At 53.6% G+C, this 19,949-nt stretch carries 18 protein-coding genes and 1 pseudogene; 10 read left to right on the forward strand and 9 right to left on the reverse strand.

Annotated features, from left to right (window positions below; all coding sequences use genetic code 11):
* Positions 1-29: 29 nt before the first annotated feature.
* Positions 30-611: a hypothetical protein gene (locus AC2FLE_RS20335; RefSeq protein ID WP_496699327.1), complete on the reverse strand. Its 582-nt coding sequence runs from the start codon at positions 609-611 to the stop codon at positions 30-32.
* Positions 612-1,162: 551 nt separating this feature from the next.
* On the opposite strand from AC2FLE_RS20335, the gene AC2FLE_RS20340 reads away from it, so the two are divergent.
* Positions 1,163-1,819, forward strand: a complete 657-nt coding sequence (locus tag AC2FLE_RS20340) for a hypothetical protein (protein ID WP_496699328.1) — start codon at positions 1,163-1,165, stop codon at positions 1,817-1,819.
* Between the two features lie 450 nt (positions 1,820-2,269).
* Here AC2FLE_RS20340 and sigJ read toward each other — a convergent pair whose 3' ends face one another.
* From sigJ to AC2FLE_RS20365, 5 genes are all read right to left on the reverse strand, one after another.
* Entirely contained in the window at positions 2,270-3,145 is an 876-nt protein-coding gene (gene sigJ, locus AC2FLE_RS20345) for an RNA polymerase sigma factor SigJ (RefSeq protein ID WP_496699330.1), read from the reverse strand.
* The gene (locus AC2FLE_RS20350) at positions 3,142-3,684 is read right to left on the reverse strand and encodes a hypothetical protein (RefSeq protein WP_496699332.1); all 543 of its coding nucleotides are present in this window, start codon (positions 3,682-3,684) and stop codon (positions 3,142-3,144) included. The genes sigJ and AC2FLE_RS20350 overlap by 4 nt, the downstream gene beginning before the upstream one ends.
* Positions 3,681-4,067 carry a hypothetical protein gene (locus AC2FLE_RS20355; RefSeq protein WP_496699334.1) on the reverse strand — a complete coding sequence of 129 codons (387 nt, stop codon included), beginning with the start codon at positions 4,065-4,067 and terminating at the stop codon, positions 3,681-3,683. Before AC2FLE_RS20355 ends, AC2FLE_RS20350 begins: the two co-directional genes overlap by 4 nt.
* Positions 4,068-4,398: 331 nt before the next feature.
* A complete protein-coding gene (locus AC2FLE_RS20360; RefSeq protein ID WP_496699335.1) occupies positions 4,399-5,784 on the reverse strand; it encodes a transposase in 1,386 nt (461 codons plus the stop codon).
* Between the two features lie 319 nt (positions 5,785-6,103).
* Positions 6,104-6,520: a hypothetical protein gene (locus AC2FLE_RS20365; protein WP_496699337.1), complete on the reverse strand. Its 417-nt coding sequence runs from the start codon at positions 6,518-6,520 to the stop codon at positions 6,104-6,106.
* Between the two features lie 604 nt (positions 6,521-7,124).
* Between AC2FLE_RS20365 and AC2FLE_RS20370 the strand changes: the two genes are divergently transcribed.
* Positions 7,125-8,660, forward strand: coding sequence for an AAA family ATPase (locus tag AC2FLE_RS20370; protein WP_496699338.1), 1,536 nt, complete (start codon positions 7,125-7,127; stop codon positions 8,658-8,660).
* A gap of 232 nt (positions 8,661-8,892) precedes the next feature.
* Here AC2FLE_RS20370 and AC2FLE_RS20375 read toward each other — a convergent pair whose 3' ends face one another.
* Positions 8,893-10,278: an IS1182 family transposase gene (locus AC2FLE_RS20375; RefSeq protein WP_496699340.1), complete on the reverse strand. Its 1,386-nt coding sequence runs from the start codon at positions 10,276-10,278 to the stop codon at positions 8,893-8,895.
* A gap of 529 nt (positions 10,279-10,807) precedes the next feature.
* Here AC2FLE_RS20375 and AC2FLE_RS20380 point away from each other — a divergent pair.
* From AC2FLE_RS20380 to AC2FLE_RS20395, 4 genes are all read left to right on the forward strand, one after another.
* Positions 10,808-11,593 (forward strand): alpha/beta fold hydrolase, encoded by a 786-nt coding sequence (locus tag AC2FLE_RS20380; RefSeq protein ID WP_496699342.1) that lies wholly within the window; start codon positions 10,808-10,810, stop codon positions 11,591-11,593.
* Positions 11,594-11,755: 162 nt separating this feature from the next.
* Positions 11,756-12,169 carry a VOC family protein gene (locus AC2FLE_RS20385; protein ID WP_496699344.1) on the forward strand — a complete coding sequence of 138 codons (414 nt, stop codon included), beginning with the start codon at positions 11,756-11,758 and terminating at the stop codon, positions 12,167-12,169.
* Entirely contained in the window at positions 12,169-12,492 is a 324-nt protein-coding gene (locus tag AC2FLE_RS20390) for a TfoX/Sxy family protein (protein WP_496699346.1), read from the forward strand. The genes AC2FLE_RS20385 and AC2FLE_RS20390 overlap by 1 nt, the downstream gene beginning before the upstream one ends.
* A gap of 62 nt (positions 12,493-12,554) precedes the next feature.
* Positions 12,555-12,716: a hypothetical protein gene (locus tag AC2FLE_RS20395; protein ID WP_496699348.1), complete on the forward strand. Its 162-nt coding sequence runs from the start codon at positions 12,555-12,557 to the stop codon at positions 12,714-12,716.
* Between the two features lie 568 nt (positions 12,717-13,284).
* On the opposite strand, the gene AC2FLE_RS20400 is transcribed toward AC2FLE_RS20395, so the two are convergent.
* Positions 13,285-13,644, reverse strand: a complete 360-nt coding sequence (locus AC2FLE_RS20400) for a hypothetical protein (protein ID WP_496699349.1) — start codon at positions 13,642-13,644, stop codon at positions 13,285-13,287.
* Positions 13,645-14,139: 495 nt separating this feature from the next.
* Positions 14,140-15,504: a DMP19 family protein gene (locus AC2FLE_RS20405; RefSeq protein ID WP_496699351.1), complete on the reverse strand. Its 1,365-nt coding sequence runs from the start codon at positions 15,502-15,504 to the stop codon at positions 14,140-14,142.
* Between the two features lie 781 nt (positions 15,505-16,285).
* Between AC2FLE_RS20405 and AC2FLE_RS20410 the strand changes: the two are divergent.
* The 4 genes and pseudogenes from AC2FLE_RS20410 to AC2FLE_RS20425 all read left to right on the forward strand — a co-directional run.
* A pseudogene (locus tag AC2FLE_RS20410) lies at positions 16,286-16,477 on the forward strand (LysR family transcriptional regulator); the annotation flags it as partial.
* Between the two features lie 56 nt (positions 16,478-16,533).
* Positions 16,534-17,106: a LysR substrate-binding domain-containing protein gene (locus AC2FLE_RS20415; RefSeq protein WP_496699353.1), complete on the forward strand. Its 573-nt coding sequence runs from the start codon at positions 16,534-16,536 to the stop codon at positions 17,104-17,106.
* A gap of 91 nt (positions 17,107-17,197) precedes the next feature.
* Positions 17,198-18,736 (forward strand): trimethylamine methyltransferase family protein, encoded by a 1,539-nt coding sequence (locus AC2FLE_RS20420; RefSeq protein ID WP_496699355.1) that lies wholly within the window; start codon positions 17,198-17,200, stop codon positions 18,734-18,736.
* Between the two features lie 62 nt (positions 18,737-18,798).
* Positions 18,799-19,941 carry an NAD(P)/FAD-dependent oxidoreductase gene (locus AC2FLE_RS20425; RefSeq protein WP_496699357.1) on the forward strand — a complete coding sequence of 381 codons (1,143 nt, stop codon included), beginning with the start codon at positions 18,799-18,801 and terminating at the stop codon, positions 19,939-19,941.
* The last annotated feature ends 8 nt before the right edge of the window (positions 19,942-19,949 follow it).

Here is a 19,949-nt window from a genome sequence, read left to right on the forward strand (position 1 = left end):
CGCAGAGAACGACCGCTTCGAGCCTAAACCTATTCGCTGTTTAGCTCCCATCCCATGGTGTCTGCCATCGACGATGGGATGATGACTAACAGGATGCGAGAAAGCATCAGGCTGTCTAACGTGTGGCCGTCGTTGGCGTCACCATTTGTGTCCAACCGCGCCCCGCGTAGATGTCTGAACAGTGACCCGTTGCTTTGGTGGTAACAATTGGCGACTTTGCTCCAGTGGAACATCTCCGTTTGCTCTTGAGCCGGAGTATTGATTGCGGTCACAAGCCCAGCCACCGCATTTGTGCATTGATCAGAGATATTTGCGAGCTCCCAGAGGGAAAACTCGCGGGTCTGCGTCGCTCTGCTCAATCTCGCGTCGTCAGTCGTATCTAGCTCGCTCTTAAGCCATTCAAGCTCGTTCGGCGATAGCCTTGGAAGTCGGTTGTCAAAGTCCTGCCAATAAGCCTGAATCGCTATCGCCATTTCGGTGCGCTGATCCTTGTTGGCATAGATATCGGAAAATGGAATCGCTGCGTAGGTGCGTCTAGCCGTATCTATGTCTGTGTAGGCGCTTGCCGAGGTGCACACGCACAAAAGAATTGAAACAAGATATAGGCGCAATGAAACCTCGGGTATAGCAGGCGAATAGCGGGAACAAAAAACCAAATGGAGCATCACAAGATTGCACTCTATCCTAGCTGCGTACAACAGCTTTGTACGCTCACCTGTCTTTGTCACCTGACGACGGACGTCCGGTATCTGCGGTTCGCGACTTGCTGCACTCGCGATAGACCGAAGCGTGATCAAAGGCGACTTTGGGCTCAAAAGACTTGTTCAGGCTCACCGCAGAGAACGACTGTGCAGAGCCGATTTTGTTGAAAAACTCGAAAATTTGAAAGCTGCAATTTTCTGCCAGAATCCGTTGCGATGGCTCATTCGAAACCAAGCGCCAGGTAGAGCTTCTGAGAGCCTCAGGCATTGCTAAGACAGGTCTGGGGCCGACCCCCTCGATGAATTTTCAGAGGTGGCTTTTATGGGCAAGTTTTTCAACCATTTTTCTGAGAAAGGGAGTTTTTCAACAATATCAGCCCAATTTGACGGACGCTGCGCGCGGAACGAATGTCCGCTCCTGCGTGTTCGACAGAGCCTGAGTTTCAAGTTATCTAACCGGCATGTTGATCGATGAAAGCATGTTGGCGGAATTTCGTGGTGAAGACGGCCTCTGCCGTTTGAAGCCAGAATACGGTGGCCCGCGTAAATACGCAGATTGCCCCAAACTGTTGGCGGAGCTGGTTGAATCTGCAAAGCGGCCAAACTTGATGCGAGACGGTTCTCTTAAGACCGTATTCACTTGGGACTACTTCGAGGAGCTGTCCGACCGTGTCGATCATGGTGTCGTCGCAATGCTTGCGTTCACGAACCTTGTGCCGGTGCTACCTATCACGAGGAATTGGGGGGCCTTCCAACACCAAGGTGCCGGGTACGCGTGCCGCCAAATAACCTTCATTGGCACTGTGCTGGAACCCAAACCCGCAATCGAGTCGGCATTCTTCGAAATCGCGCGCGCCAACTATTGCGCCTGCGGAGGCTGGTTCGAAGGTCCTGAGACTGATGCGACAATAACAGAGAAATACATCGCCACTGTTCAGGAACTCGGCATGGTCTGCGGTATCGGAGCACGCAGTGAACTATGTGAAAGCGTTTACCCAGTCGAAGCTAATCCTGTTTCCATGGGTATCTGCTTCGACGATGTTGGTGATTTGACATACCTAACCGAAGATGAGCACGTAAAGCCGCTGATATTGTTCTTGTCTTCAAATTCAGACTGATAGGTGACCAAAGCCATCGTTATTGACATCCTCTGACTTTCTTGAAGCTGACATTGGGACAAATGCCGCGAAAGATGGCTTTGTCCGCAAAGCTAAAATTGCAAAGTCCAGTTGTGAAGGTCCGCTTCGGGCTGATTGTGTTGAAAAACCCCGATTATCGCGAAGAAGGGTGAAAAACTTGCCCGTAGATGGCTTTTCCGGAAATTGTCGAGGGGGTCGGCCTAAGACCCGCGTTGGCGATGTCCGGAGCTCTCAGCGGCCCTACCAGGCACTGGGTTTCAATTTTTCCGGCACAACAGATTCTGGCGGAAAAATGCAGCTGTCAGGTTATCGAGTTTTTCAACACAATCGGCTCTGACCGCCAGTTGGTGCAAGCCGCAGAGAACGGCAGCGCTGAGCCTATTTTGACTGACTTCCGCTGCGCAGCCAATGACCGCTGTCGCGATTTCTCTATTGCTCGACCACCCCAAGTTTGTCTGGATTTCTCATGATGTATAGCCAGGCTATTTTCCCATTTTCATCGGGTGCAAGCGTTGTGACGGAGTCCAGCAGCCCGAATTGATAGCGCAACAAGGCGGGTTTGGTATTCACTGTTGCTACCCGGGTCGTCCAGCCCGGTTCATGGCGTGCTTTTTCGTACAAAGCCTGGAACACCTGCAAAATCTCACTGCCACCTATCAATGGACGCCGCGCCGCGCGTTTTTTCGCTCCACCGTCAGAGATTGCCACGGAATTGGGTGTCAGCAATGACAGAGCGGCGTCGAAGTCTTCGGCCATGATCGCCATGAAGAAGCGTTGGCTCAAGTCCGCGACTTCTTCCGGAGTTGTATCGAAACGGGGGCCTGAGTCCTGCAACTTCTTTTGCGAGCGGCTGACAAGTTGGCGACAGGCGGCTTCGGTTGCGCCAAGGGTGTCTGCAATATCCGAATAGCTGGCGTCGAACGCCTCTCGCAGAATGAATGCCGCACGCTCTCGTTCAGTGAGCCGTTCCATGGCCCACAGCAATGCCAGCTCGCATTCCTGGGCAAGCTCAAACGGATGCACAGGCTCTTGCGATTCACCTTGAATCAGGGGTTCAGGAAGCCAGGGGCCGACATAGACCTCGCGTTGGCGATGCGCGGAACGCAACGTGTCGATTGCGATATTCGTAGCGACCCGGCGCAGCCAGGCCGCCGGGTTGTCAATCTGGGTCGTGTCGGTTGCTGACCATTTCAGCCATGTGTTTTGTACAGCGTCCTCTGCACCCGCTCGCTCACCCAGCATGCGATAGCACAGTGATGTCAGCTTTGGGCGTTCCGCTTCAAATATGTCTGCGACCGTGTTCATGATTGATGCGATACCATTACTGCCTCGCCCTCGACATTCACGCGGCCACAGGTTTGACCGAAGCCAATGCCACGTTTCAACACGGGGTATATCCGTCCGCTTGATGCGGCAAAAGAGGCTGCAGTGACCGCCGCCGCGCCAAAACGTGCTTCAATTTCCCGTCGTAAGCCGTCTAGTTCGGGGCCGTCCGCTATGGCCGCCTGGGAAAACCGGAAGCCGAGGCCGACATCCCCTGCCGCCATCGCTTCGCCTTGAAGGCAAAGTGTGAGTTTGTCCCTTGGAACGCCTGCCTCAAGCGCCATATCGACGATCAGTTGGACACATGGCCCGCAGTCACCGTCCAACGTCGATCCAAGCATTGCGCCAGCCCAGACGTTTTGGGCGTCGTTAGGACCACGAAATTGGCTGTAAAACGGTAGCATAGACACTCGTATCCCCGCCGATGCCGAAGTATCAGCGATATGTCTCATGTAGCCCGTATCGTAATTGTATCGCGATCCGAACCGCTGAAAGCCCATTTTTAGAAGCGTGCGGATCATGGTGTTGCCCTTTCTGACTTCAGGGTGAGCGCGGAAATGAACCCGGCAAAAGCGGGTATCTGGATCCCTATCAGGTTGGTGAGCGCAATCAGATCCACCGGAGTGCCGCGATGAAGCCAGATCCAAATGTGAAACAGCGCATGCAGGACGAGCCAGGACGCGCCGCAGAGTCCGGCTGATTTGTCATGTTTGACACCGGCCCAGATCAAAGCCACTCCGCTTGACAGATAGGCAAGGGCGACATCCTTCGCAAAATGAAAGTTCAGTGGCCCTGTGTATGCGACCCCCGGAACCGTGTCATACCAGTGTTGCGTGGCGGTCCACATGTAGGCGGTAGTCAGAACTGAAAGCCCTCCAACCCCAATCAAAATTTTTCTTCGCATCTTATCTCCAAAACTGAGGTTCCAGATAAGACGATTCAGAACCAGAGTTTGTGACGAGCTTCAAAAAGCGGCCATTGGAGCAACTGCAGCGAATTGTTGCTTTTGTCCTGCGTCATCGCCATCTGCGTGCCACTCAGAGAATGTCCGATTTGCGTGGTTCGTGACCTGCTGCATGAGCGAAAGACCGAGGTGTGATCAAGGTCTGGTCAGGGCTCATACTACCCGTCTACGCATACTGCAGAGAATGTCGGCAAGGAGCCGATTCTGTTGAAAAACAACGTGTTGCTGGCGCAGAAAGTTGTGTTCAAACGAAGCGCAAGCGCCTTTCTGATCATGCTTTGCACGTTTGCTGCGGTGCAGGAAAGATCTTGGCTAGTTTGCGGAGGTTTTGGGCGGTTGCGGCGAGCAGGAATTCATCGTTCGCGCCGCATGGACCGCGTAATCGCAATCGTCCCAATCCGAGGATGCGTTTCAGATGCGCGAAGAGCATTTCCACCTTCTTTCGCAGTCGCATCGAGATCGCATATTGCTTTGTCTTGGCAATATCACGGGCAACCTGTCGGGCATTTTCATGTTCTTCGCGGGTGATCTTGCGTGCATCTGCTTTCGGACAACACATCATCTTCGATGGACAGGCTTGGCAGGTGTGTTTCAGAGCCTGGTACTTGGCAACGCCCTTGCCTGTGGGTTTACGGTTCGGGTCAGAATAATTGCGCCGGAACTGTTTGAGCGGCTCACCTTCGGGGCAGATGTATTGGTTGTTCTCAGGGTCCCATTCAAAGTCGGTGCGGGACCATGTCCCGTCTGTGCGACCAGCTTTATCCAGCACGGGAATGTGTGGTTTGATGTTGCGATCAACGAGCCATCCCAACATCGGCCCTGAACCATAGGCGCTATCCGCGATGAGCCGTTCAGGATCAATATCATGCCGATCTTTGACCCGATCCAGCATGGTGCGCACTGATCCGACTTCGGCTTGTCGGATCGACCTCGTTCCTTCAACGTCCACGATGACGCTGTGGTCAGTGTCTATAAGGTAATTAGTCGAATAACTGAAGAATGCTGGCCCTTTGCGTGCTGCGGTCCACTGGCTTGCGGGATCGGAATGGGATGTGAACTTAGGTTCAACCTCAGATGCTGCGCCAAAAGCTGCATTGTCCAAGACATCCAGATATTCCCTCACAGCACGCGGAGCATCCTGTGGCGTGATCGCTGATCTGTCCCAATCTTCCTTCGGTGTCGAGTTTTGTTTGTTTGCGTCCGCTTCAATCAAGCTGGCGTCGGCAGCAAGACATTGGCCGCTGACCAAGCCATCCGCGATGCACCGTGCGACGGTCTTCTCGAACAGATGCCGCAGCAGTTTACTTTCTCGAAAGCGCCCATGCCGGTTCTTGGAGAATGTCGAATGGTTCGGCACTGCATCAGATAAATCGAGGCGGCAGAACCAGCGATACGCGAGGTTCAAATGCACTTCTTCACACAATCGACGCTCTGACCTGATGCCGAAGCAATAACCAACCAACAGCATTCGGATCAGCAACTCAGGATCAATCGACGGGCGACCTGTGTGGCTGTAGAACTCTGCCAAATACAGCCGGATGTCATCCAGATCCACGAACCGATCAATCGACCGCAGCAGATGATCTTGCGGGACATGATCCTCCAGCGAGAACTCATAAAATAGCGCCGCCTGTGCTTCCTGCTTCGGTCCCATCATAACCAAACCCCCCGCATCCTTACGAGAATTGAATCAGCGGCGGCACCTCAAATCAACAAGAGTTTTTCAACGGAATCAGCCCATTGCGGTCATTGACTGACTCCAACCATTCGCTAGCTTAGCAGGCCGATCACAGCCCTAAGCGGACCTAAAAACTGGACTTTGCAGTTTCGTAGATGCGGACAGAACTGCCGTTGAATAACCGCTTCACGTCAACTTGCTTCGGGAATACCAAACTCATTCTGGGCGATCGAGCCGGGCAAAAAGTCTGCTCTGGCCCTGTCAGGCAAAACGCCCATTCGAACGAAGAAAATGTTCATTAGCTTCGGGTACGGTAGCCACGCTGGGTGTTAATATTTCGGAACTCTGTTTGCACTCGCGCCCATTCGTGGAGATGCTTTTCACAATCCACGCGCAGCTCTCGGTCTTCGCGCACTCTCGGATCTTCCGTGATAACGTAGTACTCGAGACCTTCAGAGCCCCATTCCTTTGCAAGATCGACAATTATGCCTTGCCGAGCGGCCTCTTTCTCATTGTGCGCCCCATTGCGGTGTTTATCTGCCCACCTCATATGAGAGCGGTTGCGTCCGCGCATCGAGTTGCCCGTTTCGCCAATGCGAATGGATCGGGTCGGCCAGTGAACCTCGGCGTAAATACCGCCGTGCGTCGGCATGTTCGCCACGTTACCTTCACCTTCAATGAAGACCAGATTGAATTGAACAGCTCTGTAGATCATTAGACAGGTAACGTATCAACGAACGCTGGGTTCCTGCAACTGCATGATCCCACCAACTGTTCTTGACGACGAAGACCTGTACGGTTTTGGGAATCAGAAGCGCCGCCGAACAGTTGCCTTGCGTTACAGCCGAACTTCATTCATCGCGCAGCATCAGCCAATAAGGCCACGGTGTCGCCGTTCGCTGCTTTTCGTATCAGCCACTGAAGGCAGCCCAAAGCGGACATTGATCTTTGGTTTTTACCCACGTGCCGGTTTTCATTTAAAGTGATTACGCTTCGTTCCCCACGCTGGTAATGGCACTCGAAGGCAGGTTTGCTTGGAAGTTTTAGAGTTTGCCACTCTAGTGAGTTGACAAAGAATGCACCGCCCTCATTATTCCAAAATGTGGATATCAGAAGTCAGCATTGCAGACACATTTTCGTTTGGTCCAAAACAACATCTAAGGGGTTTGACAAGATTTAACCTAATAGTCGGGAAAAATGGTTCCGGTAAAAGCAATCTGTTCAAAGTTATCGGAGACCTGAAAACTAGGTCGTTAGCCTTAGATTCTACTATCCCCGTTGCCATCCGGAACGATCCAACCTGCAATATGGTCGTTCACGTGTTCGAGCTTGACCTGCATGATCGAAACAGAGACAGGTTTCCTGCACAACAAAACCCTGAAATTGAGATTACCTACGACTTCGAGCGTTTTGCGGCAGGGAGCGGCTCAATCTGTTTCAAACACGGCAATCTTGTTCGTGGCAACTTTCCAAAATATTCCCAGTGCGTCAAAATCTTCAGTCATGATGATCTTGGGACGTTTGAATTTCCTTTGTCCTTTCAGAGTGCTTACAAATCTGTTTTTGGCTATCTGAATTTCGCCATGCATTACATCTTTGAAAAGGGAATCTTGTTTAGTGAACCCAATTTTGTGAATGAAGATAAGCATTTTATGCAAAGAGGCGACTCCCAGCACCCACAATCATCAACTGGAGAAGAACGCAATTTAAGTAGGCTCTCATCCGGTCAAACTTACTGCGCTGCTTTAGTTTTTCACCTCGTTTCAGCTATGCAACCAGTAATTCTGATTGATCAGCCCGAGATGCATTTGGAACCGAGGGCTCTGCGGCGCTTGCTAGACTTCATTGCATGGATGACCCGAAACTCAGATGCCCCCCAAGTTTCGGAAGAAGTTATCAATTTCACTGATGCTGTGCAATTTGAATGGGAAAACTGGTTTTCTTCAATGGGCGCTGGACAGTTTGGCCAAACACCAAGTAACCAGGTTTTTCATGAGTCCAACGAACCAAGGCACAAAAATCGGATTAACAAACAGATATTTATCGCAACTCACTCCAGTGCGCTTATTGGTCAGTTCGGCAAGTTGGGGAGCGATGCCTCAGTCTTCCACGTCAAACAAGAATTCTTCGAGAACAATTATGTTGATTCTTTCAAAGATGACACGAGTGGAAGCGATTCACCTATCGTCGAACGGACTACAGAGTTTTCAGTAATCAATAGAGTCTCAACAGATTCTTGGGAAATTCTTGAAAGTCTGGGGTGTCGAGGGTCTGACATTCTTCAATCAAATGGCGTTGTCTGGGTCGAAGGCCCATCAGATGTAATCTACATCCAAAAGTGGATTGATTTATATCGCACTGAGGCTGGCCAACCACCACTTCGCCGTGGCAGGCACTACCAGTTTTTCATGTACGCGGGGGCACTGCTGGACAGTTACTATCTGATCGAGGAAGGGACAGAACAAGAGCCAGAACTTTTGAAGCTCGTTGAAATGTTTAGTTTCAGCAGAAACGCCTTCGTTGTGATTGACAGCGACGCGATCCAAAGGGATGGCAATATCATCGACCAATCGGGCTTTCGGAAAGCTAAAGACTACATAGCCAATCAGATCCGAGCGCAAAGCGAGAACGGAGCGAATCTTGGCATCTGGTACGACGCCTTAAACCCAAATGTAAGGACGATTGAGGATTACCTCGATTCGGCGTCTAGATCGATCAATGGGAACACCAAAAAGCTGAAAGCCTTGAGTAGAACTGCGAGTTGGGGAGATGGAAAATCTCTATCTGATTTTCCAAATGGATTGCAGGAAAAGATTATGGGTTTGGTGGAAGTTATCGAGACTTGGAACCGATGATATTCAGCAGATATTGCGAAGCGGATTTCAATCTACTTGGATTGCTAGCTAACCGTTGCCACCTGTGATCAAGAAGAGGGTTTGCAAAGTCTGCTTTCTGCGCATAGCCGCCGCTCGTGAGGCGCAGTGCTGCAAGCGCGGCGAATGTCAGCTTGGTGGCGATGGTGTTGAAAAACAACGTGTTGCTAATGCAGAAACCAATGCCCAGAATTTTCCGCGAGTGCCTTTCTAATCAGGCTTTCTGCGTTTGCTGCGGTGCGGGAAAGATCTTGGCCAGTTTGCGGAGGTTCTGGGCGGTGGCTGCGAGGAGAAATTCGTCGTTCGCACCACATGGGCCCCGTAATCGAAGCCTGCCCAGCCCGAGGATACGTTTGAGGTGGGCAAACAGCATCTCGACCTTCTTCCGAAGTTTCATCGAGACCTTGTATTGTCTGGTCTTGGCAATATCGCGGGCAAGTTGACGGGCGTCTTCGTGCTCTTCGCGGGTGATCTTACGTGCGTCCGTATTCGGGCAGCACTTTGCCTTAGATGGGCAGGTCTGGCAGGTCTGTTTGAGGGCGCGATAACGGGCTGTCCCTTTTCCGGACGGGACTCTCTTGGGATCCGAGTAGTTGCGGCGAAACTGTTTCAGCGCATGACCCTCGGGACAGATGTATTGATCGTTTTCGGCATCCCATTCGAAGTCGGTGCGAGACCATGTGCCATCGGGACGTCCGGCCTTGTCGATGACCGGAATATGCGGGTCGATACCCCGGTCAACAAGCCAGCCCAACATCGGCGCAGATCCGTAGGCCGTGTCTGCGATCAGCCTCTCAGGGTGAAGGTCGAACCGCTTTGTAACCCGGTCCAGCATGGTCTTTGTCGACCCTACTTCGGCCTGCCGGATGGACCTGGTCGCTTCGACATCCACAATCACGCTGTGATCTGTATCGATGAGGTAGTTATCGGAATACGCAAAGAACGCTGGCGCCTTGTGCGCCGCTGTCCATTGACTGGCTGGGTCAGAATATGATGTGAACTTAGGCTTGACCGGCGACGCAGCACCAAACGCGGCATCATCCAGAGTTTCCAGATATTCCCGAACAGCGCGCGGTGCGGTCTTGGCATCGATCCGTGCAGCATCCCATTCCTCTTGTGATGCTGAATACTGCTTGGTCGCCTCCGCCTCAATCAAGCTGGCATCAATCGCCATACGCTGGCCGCTGACCAAACCTTCTGCAATGCACCGCGCCACTGTCGTTTCGAACACGTGCCGCAAGAGTTCACTCTCGCGGAACCGACCATGACGGTTTTTGGAAAAGGTCGAATGGTCCGGCACTCGATCAGTCAGATCGAGGCGACAGAACCAACGATATGCAAGGTTCAAGTGCACTTCCTCGCACAACCGCCGTTCCGACCGGATGCCAAAGCAATACCCCACAAGCAGCATGCGGATCAGCAACTCGGGATCGACGGAAGGGCGACCTGTATGGCTGTAAAAATCCGCCAAATGGCTGCGGATACTGCTCAGGTCAACAAATCGATCAATCGACCGCAACAGGTGATCCTGGGGAACGTGGCCCTCCAACGAGAACTCATAGAACAGTGCGGCCTGAGCTTCCTGTCTTGATCCCATCATTACCCAATCTCCCATTCAATACAGGAATTGAATCAGCACGAGGGCTTTCGATCAAGACAGAGTTTTTCAACAGAATATGGCCATAGTCGACAACAGGCGCTCGTTATTGTTGACTTTCGAATGTCGACTGTGAGCCCATGTCAGTCATTTCGATTTCATACTGCGCGCGCACGCAGAGGCAAATTTTCTGCACAAGCACGAAATTCCATGACGCGGTGCGGCGGCGATTCCGGCCATTCGCGCATGGCGCAGCATTTTTTGAGGTGGGAATTTACAGATCGCGGGACAAAGCGAGCTTTCGTAGCGTACGAACGAATGTCGGTTTTAGCGACAGCATTTTTTTGGCAGTGCCTGCATTGTTATAAGTAGCGGCTACCCGAAACACTTCATACAGTTTGCAAGATGGGAAACTGTTTCAGATACCAAAGCATGAAAGTACGTATCTGATTAGGACAAGAAAGGACGTTCGGCAGTCTTTGCCCATTCTCCGTGCTCTACAAACAGATTGAAGCAGAAAGAAGACAGCCAAATGACCAGAAACTTCAAAGATAAGGGGTTCAATCTAGCGTACAGGGATAGCGGCCCAACGGGCGCGCAGACGCTGGTTTTCGTACACGCAATGTCATTTCATCAAGACATTTGGCAGGATGTCATTTCCCGGATGCCAGCCGGGCTAAGGATCGTGAGTTACGATCAGAGAGGACACGGCGAGTCTGAGATGCCCGCTCTGCCTTTTTCACTAGACGATTATGCTGACGATGCCATCGGCCTTCTTGATCATCTTGAAGTTCAGGGATGTTACCTGGTTGGTATTTCATTCGGTGGACTCGTCGCCCAGCGGATTGCAGAGCTGCGCCCCGACCTCGTAGGGCGCCTCGTACTATCTAACACCGCAACGAAAATCGGTGTTCTGGAAGATTGGATGGAAGGGGCTACCGCGGCCCGCACCGAAGGATTCAGCCGAAAGAAAATCGAAGACACCTTTCAGCACATGTTTTCCCCCGCATTTTGTCAGTCGTCTCCACGCTATGAAGAATTGATCGCTCGACGGCTGCGTTTGCCTGTTGAGGGCTATGTTGGCTGCTGCCATGCAATTGGCCATGCAGATTTGTCAAAGACGGCCTCCCGTCCCACCCAACCCGCGCTTGTAATTGGCACCGACAATGATGTCGTGACCCCCAGGGACATCGTTGAGGAACTCGCTACTTCTCTCCCAAACTGCGAGTTCCAACTTATCCGGGGAGCAGGGCATCTGCCTTGCGTTGACAAACCCGAAGAATTTGCTGACTTACTTGTGTCGTTTTTAGATTTGTAGGTTCAGAACCCGGTGAATTTCGTCCAGCACATGCAGTTGGCATTCGTGATGCTCGCGAGGAAGCGCCATTGAAGACCTGTTTTCCGTCCGATTTTTTCAAGAAGACACTGTGAAGACATGCGGCACTAAACATAAATTCAACGTCTTAAAGAAGGACGATCAATGATGAAACTGGGTTACACAATTCTCTACTGTAAAGACGTGCTTGCAACCGTGGACCACTATGAGCGGGCCTTTGGCTTGAAACTGTCGTTCATCCATGAAAGCAAACTCTATGCTGAAATGGCGACGGGCGAAACGACATTGGCATTCGCATCGCATGAAATGGCGGAAGCAAGCGATATAGCGATACAGCCGAATAGCCCAAAGCAGGCGCCCGGTGGGTTCGAAATTGTGTTTTTGGGTGACAACATTCCCACCGCTTACGAACAGGCGTTGGCGAATGGGGCAATAGCGGTCAAGCCACCGAAAACCATGCCTTGGGGGCAGGTCGTTGCCTACGTTCGCGATATGGATGGCTGTCTGGTCGAACTCGCAACCCCGATAACACAACGCAAAGAAGCATCGGCAGACTGATGGCAACCGACCCCCGCACAATCGACTTGCTTACCGACAGCCTCTCCGACGCTGGTGCCGTTTCTGCCAAGAAGATGTTTGGAGAATACGGAATCTACTGTGACAATATCTTCATCGGCGTTGTGTGTAACAATAGTTTTCACCTGAAGCCTACAAAGGCTGGTTTGACACTTGCACCTGGCATTGAACTTGCGCCCGCTTATCCAGGCGCGAAACCTAGCATGGTTGTGCCCGCCGACCGTTGGGATGAGTATGACTGGATTGTTCCTCTGGTTAGGACCACTGTCGCGAATTTGCCACCACCCAAAAAGCGCAAAGGCTAACATAGACGTGCGGTTATCAATGTTGAGAATTTCATGTCTTCAGTTCGAAAAAAGAGGACCTTATGACCAAAATAGTTAGGCAATGGAGTGGCTGGGCATCCCAGGACAAGGCCAGCGATTATCCCGCTCATTTTTTGCAAAACGTTGTTCCCGAACTCGAAGGCATCTTTGGTTTCATCAGCGCCGATTTGATTTCCAGACGAGACGGCGGAATGATAAAATAAACCGTAGTCTCCAAGTGGGAGTCGATGGAAGCTGTTAAGCTCTTTGCAGGAAGTGATCCATCACGAGCTATTGTAGAAGCACAAGCCGTCGCCGCGTTAGAGCATTTTGACGATACGGTAACTCATTTCAATCTGGTCCATTGCGTGACGTCAGCGCCCGTGGGGTAGATTTGAGAGTTCAAACACCGGAGGGGTTCTGCTTCATCGTAACCTTCAGGGGACGAAGATGAATTAGAAGCCCGGAGCATCGAAGGACAGCGCTGACAAGCTTGTAAGAACTGTCCGCCGCAAGACGCGCCAGACTTTTTTGCGGAAGAGAAGATCCGCATTGTTTTCGCCCAACTGGCCCAAACGTGCGAAAGTGGCCGAAATTCAGAACAATCCAAGAAAGAGCAAATGCAGCAGTCCTTTGCTGCATGAACTGGTAAGGAGCGGACAAAAGAGAGTTTGTCCTCTGCTTATTGAATGGTCGTTTTCGGGAGGCCGCCATGATCAACAACAGACGAGTCGATCACCGGGGATCACGTGTTTCGGTTTCTACAATCCCGTGGTGAATAGCGGCAATTGGCTATCGCAGTTCACCTCGGAACTTGGCGATGCGGGCAGCTTTAGTGACTGGACCACCGCCAATGCCGATGGGTATTTGGGTGGGATTATCTTGCGACTGTTTGATCTTTTGTACCCCCGCGGAGGCCATGCCAAAAGCCGAGATATAACTACCTGCTGAGATTTCCTTGGCATAGGGAGCCGTGACATTGGGGCTGATGCTGCGTTCGCCTCCACGCGCCTCGCCAGCGGTCCAAGTAGGACCCTTGTTACTAACAAGCTGATCTCCAAGATTAAGATCTCTGGCGAATGATGAATTTGCTGCGACGATGGCCACAACAAATGCGAATGTGACCACCAATAGATTGTTTGAATTGATCATCTCAAGAACGTTCCTTTTTGAAAACGCGGTCCAGGTTGCGTCCCTGGCGTTCACTAAGATGTGCGAATTGAAACGTGACCCATGTTCTAAGGTATCGAGCTTTGTACGAAATGCAACCTAGGGTGTCGCTCCACAGCCGCTAGACGGCAAACTTTTCGTGAAGGAAATTCCGACTGTCAACTCGGAGTAACTACGGGGGCGGACCTACTCTTCCTGTCCTCAACGGCCTCCGAAGCGGACATCTATCCAAGACTCAGCATTGGTTGCCTTGAGCTCTTTCGGCAGCTTCGCCGCTCGATCAACGAAGGGCCGGTTCAGTGCCGGGTGCCTTTCGCTGCGACCCGTATCAACTGGTAAGGCGCGGACGGAGCAGACTTTGATGCTCTTGATACAAACGGCAGTAGACCCGCGTGTTACAGACCTTTTCCAACCACCATTGTGAACCGGTCAGATGCGGACAAAAATTCCGGGAACAATTTACACCCTACACATACTTTAAGCCATGACTCCTGAGCTTTGACGCACCGCGTGCAAGTCTTCAAAGGGATACACTATTGTGTTGTCTCCTGTGCTAATCTGTATCTCTTTCGCCGAGGCGACGACGCGCAGTTGAGTGCTGCTGACTTTAAAGCGCCAGCAGATGCGGTCGGCTTCGACCAGATCGAGACGCCAATTAGCCGGAGCAGTACTGTCCTGTCTTTGCTCCATCCACAGCGCCAAAGCCTCTGGGAGGTGAAAACGCCTGTTGAGCGCTGCTATTTCGTCTCCGACAGATTTGGAGACCTTGCCCAGAATGCGCGTTTTACGAAGGGCGCGCTTGCGGATTGCGCGTTTAATTGCCCGCTCGTAGCGGTATTTGGAAGCGGTGAAATAGAGCAGGCTGGAGATAAGCCCACGCGGAGGGTTGGCAGTATAGCTATTAAAATCAATCCCATGTTCAAGCAAACCGTCTGGGTCGCCTGTAGCTTCAAAGACAGAAATGCAGTCTTTTCCGAGTTCTGCAATAAAGGCTTGATCGCCGCTCGTTGTTGTCAGCACACCAGTTTTCTTGGGACGGCGGGTCTTGGCGGCTCCTGCGCGCAAACACTCTGCAGGTGGCAGGTGCGCGCCTTCAGTGAATAGACTGAGGGCTGCACATGTTGCGGGCTTAGGCAATGCCTGCGCCAGGTCGGCCAGGCGGGCAATCATGCGGGCTGCCTTTGCAACCGGATCAGCGAAAGCAGCAGCCTTTACCGCCGCCTCAAATGAGTCTTCGGAAACGATCGCCATTGGCTCGAAATTGGCCAAAAGCCGGAGCTCTTCAATCTCGGAGATTATGGCGGGAAAACTCACATATCCTTTTTCATAGCTGCACATGCTTAGGAATGTTTGTGCATGGCTCACAGGCAAGGAATTTACGCGTGCGAGCCATGCCTGTTCGTCCACCGTATCGGCCGAAAATAAGGCTGTGTCATAGGGTTTGAGTGCAGGAGAAACGCGGGGGTTAAAACCCGTCTGTGTTGCGGCCTCTTCTGGGTTTTCCGACATCCAGATTAGTACATCACGCATAATGGCCAAGGTTTCCTGCATTTCGTAGCGTTCGGCAGCTTCAATCGCCCAGCTAAGAAACTGTCCGGGATCCCCGTCATAGTAATTGCGGGCATTGCCCATGAACTGGCTGTGGCCCCCATTGCGAACATTGCCGAGGTAATAGCCGAGTAAAAATGCGGCGCGAAGGTCAGGGTTGAGACGGTCCCAAGAAACACCGGCCTCAAGAAGAATGTGCATTTGCTTCTTCAGCAAATATGAGGCAAGTTTGCTCCCTTCCTTCGCGTCGGGTGTCAGGAACAAAGGGAAAATGCGGCTTTGTGGTGCTGGCAACTACTTTTTCCAAAAATGTCGAACTCTAAACCTCTGCATACAACGGTAGAACTTGGCTTGAAAGCGGACAGACATGCAGCGCGCAGCATTGGTCGAAGTGGGCTCAGCGCGGCCCGATGCTCGCGCGGCAATGCCGTTTGATCGGCTGATCGAGACCGGCCACAGGAGGATCGGGTCCAGTCTTTGATCTTGTGTCATGTCGTTCAATGCGCGGACGTTGGGAAATCAGGAGAAATAGTTCGCGCTTCAGGCGGCGAAACCAGGGAGTGAGCCCACCCCGGAAGTCTTGAATTTTCGCTACGCGCGCTCGCAGCGCGAAATACGCCGTGATTGCATCATATTCATCACCGCCGCGCGACGTGAAAAGCGACCATTCAGGCCAAGCGCAGCGAAATCTTGACAGGCAACGCAGCTAGAAAATGCCTTGCAACCTGTGGTCAGAATTTGGCGATTCATCGCCGTATCGTCTCGCAGAATACATTAGCATCACGCTCTAGCTGCATTTCTTCGACCTCGTGAAGGCAGGGATTGAACCAACATAGAGCCAAACGGCATGAGCAATGATCTATGGCGGGAAACGGTGACTCTTGAAACTGATGGGGGGTTGTGCATCGCGACTAGATAGGTTGAATTCAAATCTCAAGCAATCGTCCACGCGTCACCGTGACATCGCCCTCTCACTTGTTCCCCGCATTGCGGTCCGCACCCACCAAAAAAATATCTTGATTGGAAAACGCGGTCAGTACAGGTCTTGGGCGGGCAAACAAAAGGGAGTCGTGAATTGAAAAAATACAACCTCCCCTCGCTACCGCAGCTGCACACGTTTGAAGCGGTTGCACGACGGCTGAGTTTCACCGCGGCCGCAAATGAACTGTGCCTGACGCAAAGCGCGGTCAGCCGGCAGATTAAGGCACTTGAACAGGATCTGGGCCGTGCCCTGTTCCGGCGGGGCCACCGGTCAATTGCGCTCACCAATGACGGACAGCATCTGTTCGAAGCCGTGACCCGGGGGCTTAATGAAATATCGGGATGTGTGGACAGCTTCCGGAGATTGACCTGCGCGTGCTGGCCACCGATCAGATGGTCGCTTTGCCGCAAGCGGACGTGGACGTGGCTGTTTTGTTTGGCAGGGGCGACCGGGATGGCGTAGCGGCTCATCCGCTGTTCGGCGAACGCGTCTATCCTGTCTGCAGCCCTGGCTATCTGCGCGATCATCCGGAATTGCAGCGGTCGCAAGATTTTCTTGACCAGACACTTTTGCATCTGGATGGCGGCGGCAGTATCTGGGGTGCAGTAGACTGGCCAGTCTGGCTTACGCAACAAGGGGTGAGCGGGCAGCCCGTTCGCCTGGGGATCCGGCTGAACAGCTATCCGATGGTCCTGCAGGCCGCTCAGGCAGGGCGCGTCGTCGCACTGGGCTGGAGCTATATCACCGATTCTATGCTGCGGATCGGGGAGCTCGTCTGCCCCGCGGGCACGCCGATGGATACCCAGAACAGCCATTACATCGGATCATCCCTTGAGGCAGAAAAACGACCCGAAGTAAGGAGTTTTGTCTTCTGGCTCGCACATACAGCAAAGAAGGAAACGGCACTCGCATGATTTGAGGTAATGCCACGCATTCGAAATTATCGTTTGAGGCGGGGAGCAATCAGCGGCCAGATACTGCGAGTTGAATCGCATGAGGTCTGCCATGTCGGCACCAGCCGCCGTAGCCGTGGCAAACCTGAGGCACAGCCTGCCGCGCCCCCTTATTGGCCCCGGCATGATCGGCGGCCAGTATCACCCTCTGACCCGCAGCGAGATGGGGCGCATCCACGAACTGGTGCTGCAACTGCTCGAAGATCTCGGTCTGTCACAGATCACCCCCAGCCTTGAGGCCCGCGCCGTCGAAGCCGGATGCTGGGTAGACGGCAATGGCCGCCTGCGCTTTCCCCGCGCCTTGGTCGAAGATGTGATCGCCCGCACCCGCCGCAAGTTTACCCTTCATGGGATTGATCCGGCGCATGACATCGAAATCGGCGGCCGCCAGGTGCATACCGGTACCGGCGGTGCTGCGCCTACGATTATGGATTTCGAGACCGGCAAATACCGCGAAAGTACCGTTGCGGATCTCTATGATGTGGCCCGTCTGGTGGACCGGATGGACAATATCCACTGGTATCACCGCTCAGTTGTGGCGCGCGACACCACGTCCATTCTCGATCTCGATATCAACACCACCTATGCCTGCCTGGTCGGCACCTCGAAATCCATCGCCGTCAGCTATACCGACGCCGCCAGCGTCCGCGCTGTGCAGCCTATGTTGGATTTGGTGGCAGGAGGCGAGGGCAAATTCCGGCAGCGCCCCTTCTGCACCGCCGTCTGCTGTCATGTCGTGCCGCCGATGCGCTTTGCCACCGAAAGCTGCGAGGCGCTGGAAGCCGCCGTTGAGGCGGGCATGCCGATCCTGCTGGTCGCTGCCGGCCAAGCGGGTGCCACCGCGCCAGCCGCGCTTGCCGGAGCCGTCGCGCAGGCCTGTGCCGAAGTGATGGCCGGGCTGGTGATCTACAACATCATTGATCCCAACTGCCGCGGCATCTTTGCCACCTGGCCGTTTGTCTCGAACCTGCGCACCGGTGCCATGTCCGGCGGCTCGGGCGAACAGGCGCTTCTGTCGGCGGCTTGCGCCCAGATGGCGGGGTTCTACGATCTGCCCAACTCGGTGCCCGCAGGCATGACCGACAGCAAACTGCCCGATACGCAGTCGGGTAGCGAAAAGGGCTATACCGTCTCGCTGGTAGCCCATGCCAGGGCTTCAATGATCCATGAATGTGCCGGGATGCATGGCAGTCTGATGGGCACCAGTTTTGAAAGCTACATGCTGGACAATGACCTGCTGGGCGCCATCCTGCGCACCGTAAAGGGCGTCGAGGTCAGCGAGGATACACTGAACTTTGATGTGATCCGTGATGTGGAAATGGGCGAAGGCCATTATCTGGGTCATCCGCAGACCTTCAGCCGGATGAAAACCGACTACCTCTACCCCGAGATCGCCGACCGGCGCAGCATCAGCGAATGGCAGGACTCCGGGGCGCGTGATGCCCGCGATGTGGCCCGTGACAGGGTGCGCAAGGTCTTGGCGGAGCATTACCCCGACCACATCCCCGGCGAGATCGATCGCAAGCAGCGGGAATCTTACAACATCATCCTGCCCCCGCCCCGCATGCGCCCCGGAAACGGCGCCTGGTAAAGCTGACATTAAAGGAAAAAATTATACAATCCCAAGCAAAAGTGGTGATCGTCGGTGGCGGCATGATGGGGGTGGGCCTGGCCTACCACCTTGCCGAAGAAGGCTGGACCGATGTGGTGCTGATCGAAAAGGGCGAGTTGACCAGCGGTTCGACATGGCATGCGGTAGGACAATGTCCCAGCTTCATCGGCAATTACAACATGGCCAAGATCCACCATTACTCAAATACGCTTTACCCGCGTCTGGAAGAAATCACGGGTCAGCCAGCGGGCTGGCACAGCTGCGGCGGCATCCGGCTGGCGACGACCCAGGAAGAGGTGGATTGGTTCAATTATGTGGCTGGGTTCTCGGCCAATGTCGGCTTCCATATGGAGGTGGTTAGCCCCGACCGTATCAAGGAGCTGAAACCCTGGCTGCGAACTGACGGTGTCATCGCCGGGGCCTATACCAACATGGACGGACATGTGGACCCGTCAAGCGCGTGCAACGCCATGGCAGCAGGCGCGCGGCAGATGGGTGTAACGATCATTCGCCGCAACCGGGTGACGGATATCAGCAAGCGGCCTTCGGGCGCATGGGAGGTGGTGACCGAGCAGGGCAACATCACCTGTGAACATGTGGTCAACGCAGGCGGCTGCTATGCGCGCGAGGTCGGGCTTTGGGTCGGCCTGGACACACCGATCACCAATATGGAGCACCATTTCCTGGTGACGGAGGCGCTTGACGAATTCAAGACTTGGGATGGAGAGCTCCCGGTGATGCGCGATCCGGCCACAGCCGGATACTACCGTCAGGAACAAAAGTCCGGGCTTGTCGGCATCTACGAACACTACGGCGCCAAAGAAGCCTGGGACCACCGCGGAGGTTTTCCCGAATGGGAGAGCGAGAACGAGCTGTTCGACGGCGATATTGACCGCATCGCCCCTTGGCTGGAGCAGGCGTTTGAGCGGATGCCGATCTTTGCCAATGCAGGCATCAAGCGCATCATCAACGGCGCTATTCCGCATACGCCAGACGGCAACCCGCTGGCCGGTCCTGCGCCGGGGCTGCACAATTTCTGGCAATGTTGCGGCTCGTCCATCGGCATCGCCCAGGGTGCCGGTGTCGGCAAATACCTGGCCCAGTGGATGGTCCACGGTGATAGCGAGATCAACATGTCCTGTACAGATCAGCGCCGTTTTGGCGGTTTTGCCGATCAGGACTAAAAGCTTCG

It is taken from the genome of Ruegeria sp. CDSA077 (genome assembly GCF_059612265.1).

Excerpts from the sequence above, each read along its gene's own strand:
- AC2FLE_RS20340 (WP_496699328.1), top strand. The coding sequence starts at position 1,163 with ATGTTGATCGATGAAAGCATGTTGGCGGAATTTCGTGGTGAAGACGGC.
- sigJ (WP_496699330.1), bottom strand. The coding sequence starts at position 3,145 with ATGAACACGGTCGCAGACATATTTGAAGCGGAACGCCCAAAGCTGACA.
- AC2FLE_RS20350 (WP_496699332.1), bottom strand. The coding sequence starts at position 3,684 with ATGATCCGCACGCTTCTAAAAATGGGCTTTCAGCGGTTCGGATCGCGA.
- AC2FLE_RS20355 (WP_496699334.1), bottom strand. The coding sequence starts at position 4,067 with ATGCGAAGAAAAATTTTGATTGGGGTTGGAGGGCTTTCAGTTCTGACT.
- AC2FLE_RS20360 (WP_496699335.1), bottom strand. The coding sequence starts at position 5,784 with ATGATGGGACCGAAGCAGGAAGCACAGGCGGCGCTATTTTATGAGTTC.
- AC2FLE_RS20365 (WP_496699337.1), bottom strand. The coding sequence starts at position 6,520 with ATGATCTACAGAGCTGTTCAATTCAATCTGGTCTTCATTGAAGGTGAA.
- AC2FLE_RS20375 (WP_496699340.1), bottom strand. The coding sequence starts at position 10,278 with ATGATGGGATCAAGACAGGAAGCTCAGGCCGCACTGTTCTATGAGTTC.
- AC2FLE_RS20380 (WP_496699342.1), top strand. The coding sequence starts at position 10,808 with ATGACCAGAAACTTCAAAGATAAGGGGTTCAATCTAGCGTACAGGGAT.
- AC2FLE_RS20385 (WP_496699344.1), top strand. The coding sequence starts at position 11,756 with ATGATGAAACTGGGTTACACAATTCTCTACTGTAAAGACGTGCTTGCA.
- AC2FLE_RS20390 (WP_496699346.1), top strand. The coding sequence starts at position 12,169 with ATGGCAACCGACCCCCGCACAATCGACTTGCTTACCGACAGCCTCTCC.
- AC2FLE_RS20395 (WP_496699348.1), top strand. The coding sequence starts at position 12,555 with ATGACCAAAATAGTTAGGCAATGGAGTGGCTGGGCATCCCAGGACAAG.
- AC2FLE_RS20400 (WP_496699349.1), bottom strand. The coding sequence starts at position 13,644 with ATGATCAATTCAAACAATCTATTGGTGGTCACATTCGCATTTGTTGTG.
- AC2FLE_RS20415 (WP_496699353.1), top strand. The coding sequence starts at position 16,534 with ATGTGTGGACAGCTTCCGGAGATTGACCTGCGCGTGCTGGCCACCGAT.
- AC2FLE_RS20420 (WP_496699355.1), top strand. The coding sequence starts at position 17,198 with ATGTCGGCACCAGCCGCCGTAGCCGTGGCAAACCTGAGGCACAGCCTG.
- AC2FLE_RS20425 (WP_496699357.1), top strand. The coding sequence starts at position 18,799 with ATGATGGGGGTGGGCCTGGCCTACCACCTTGCCGAAGAAGGCTGGACC.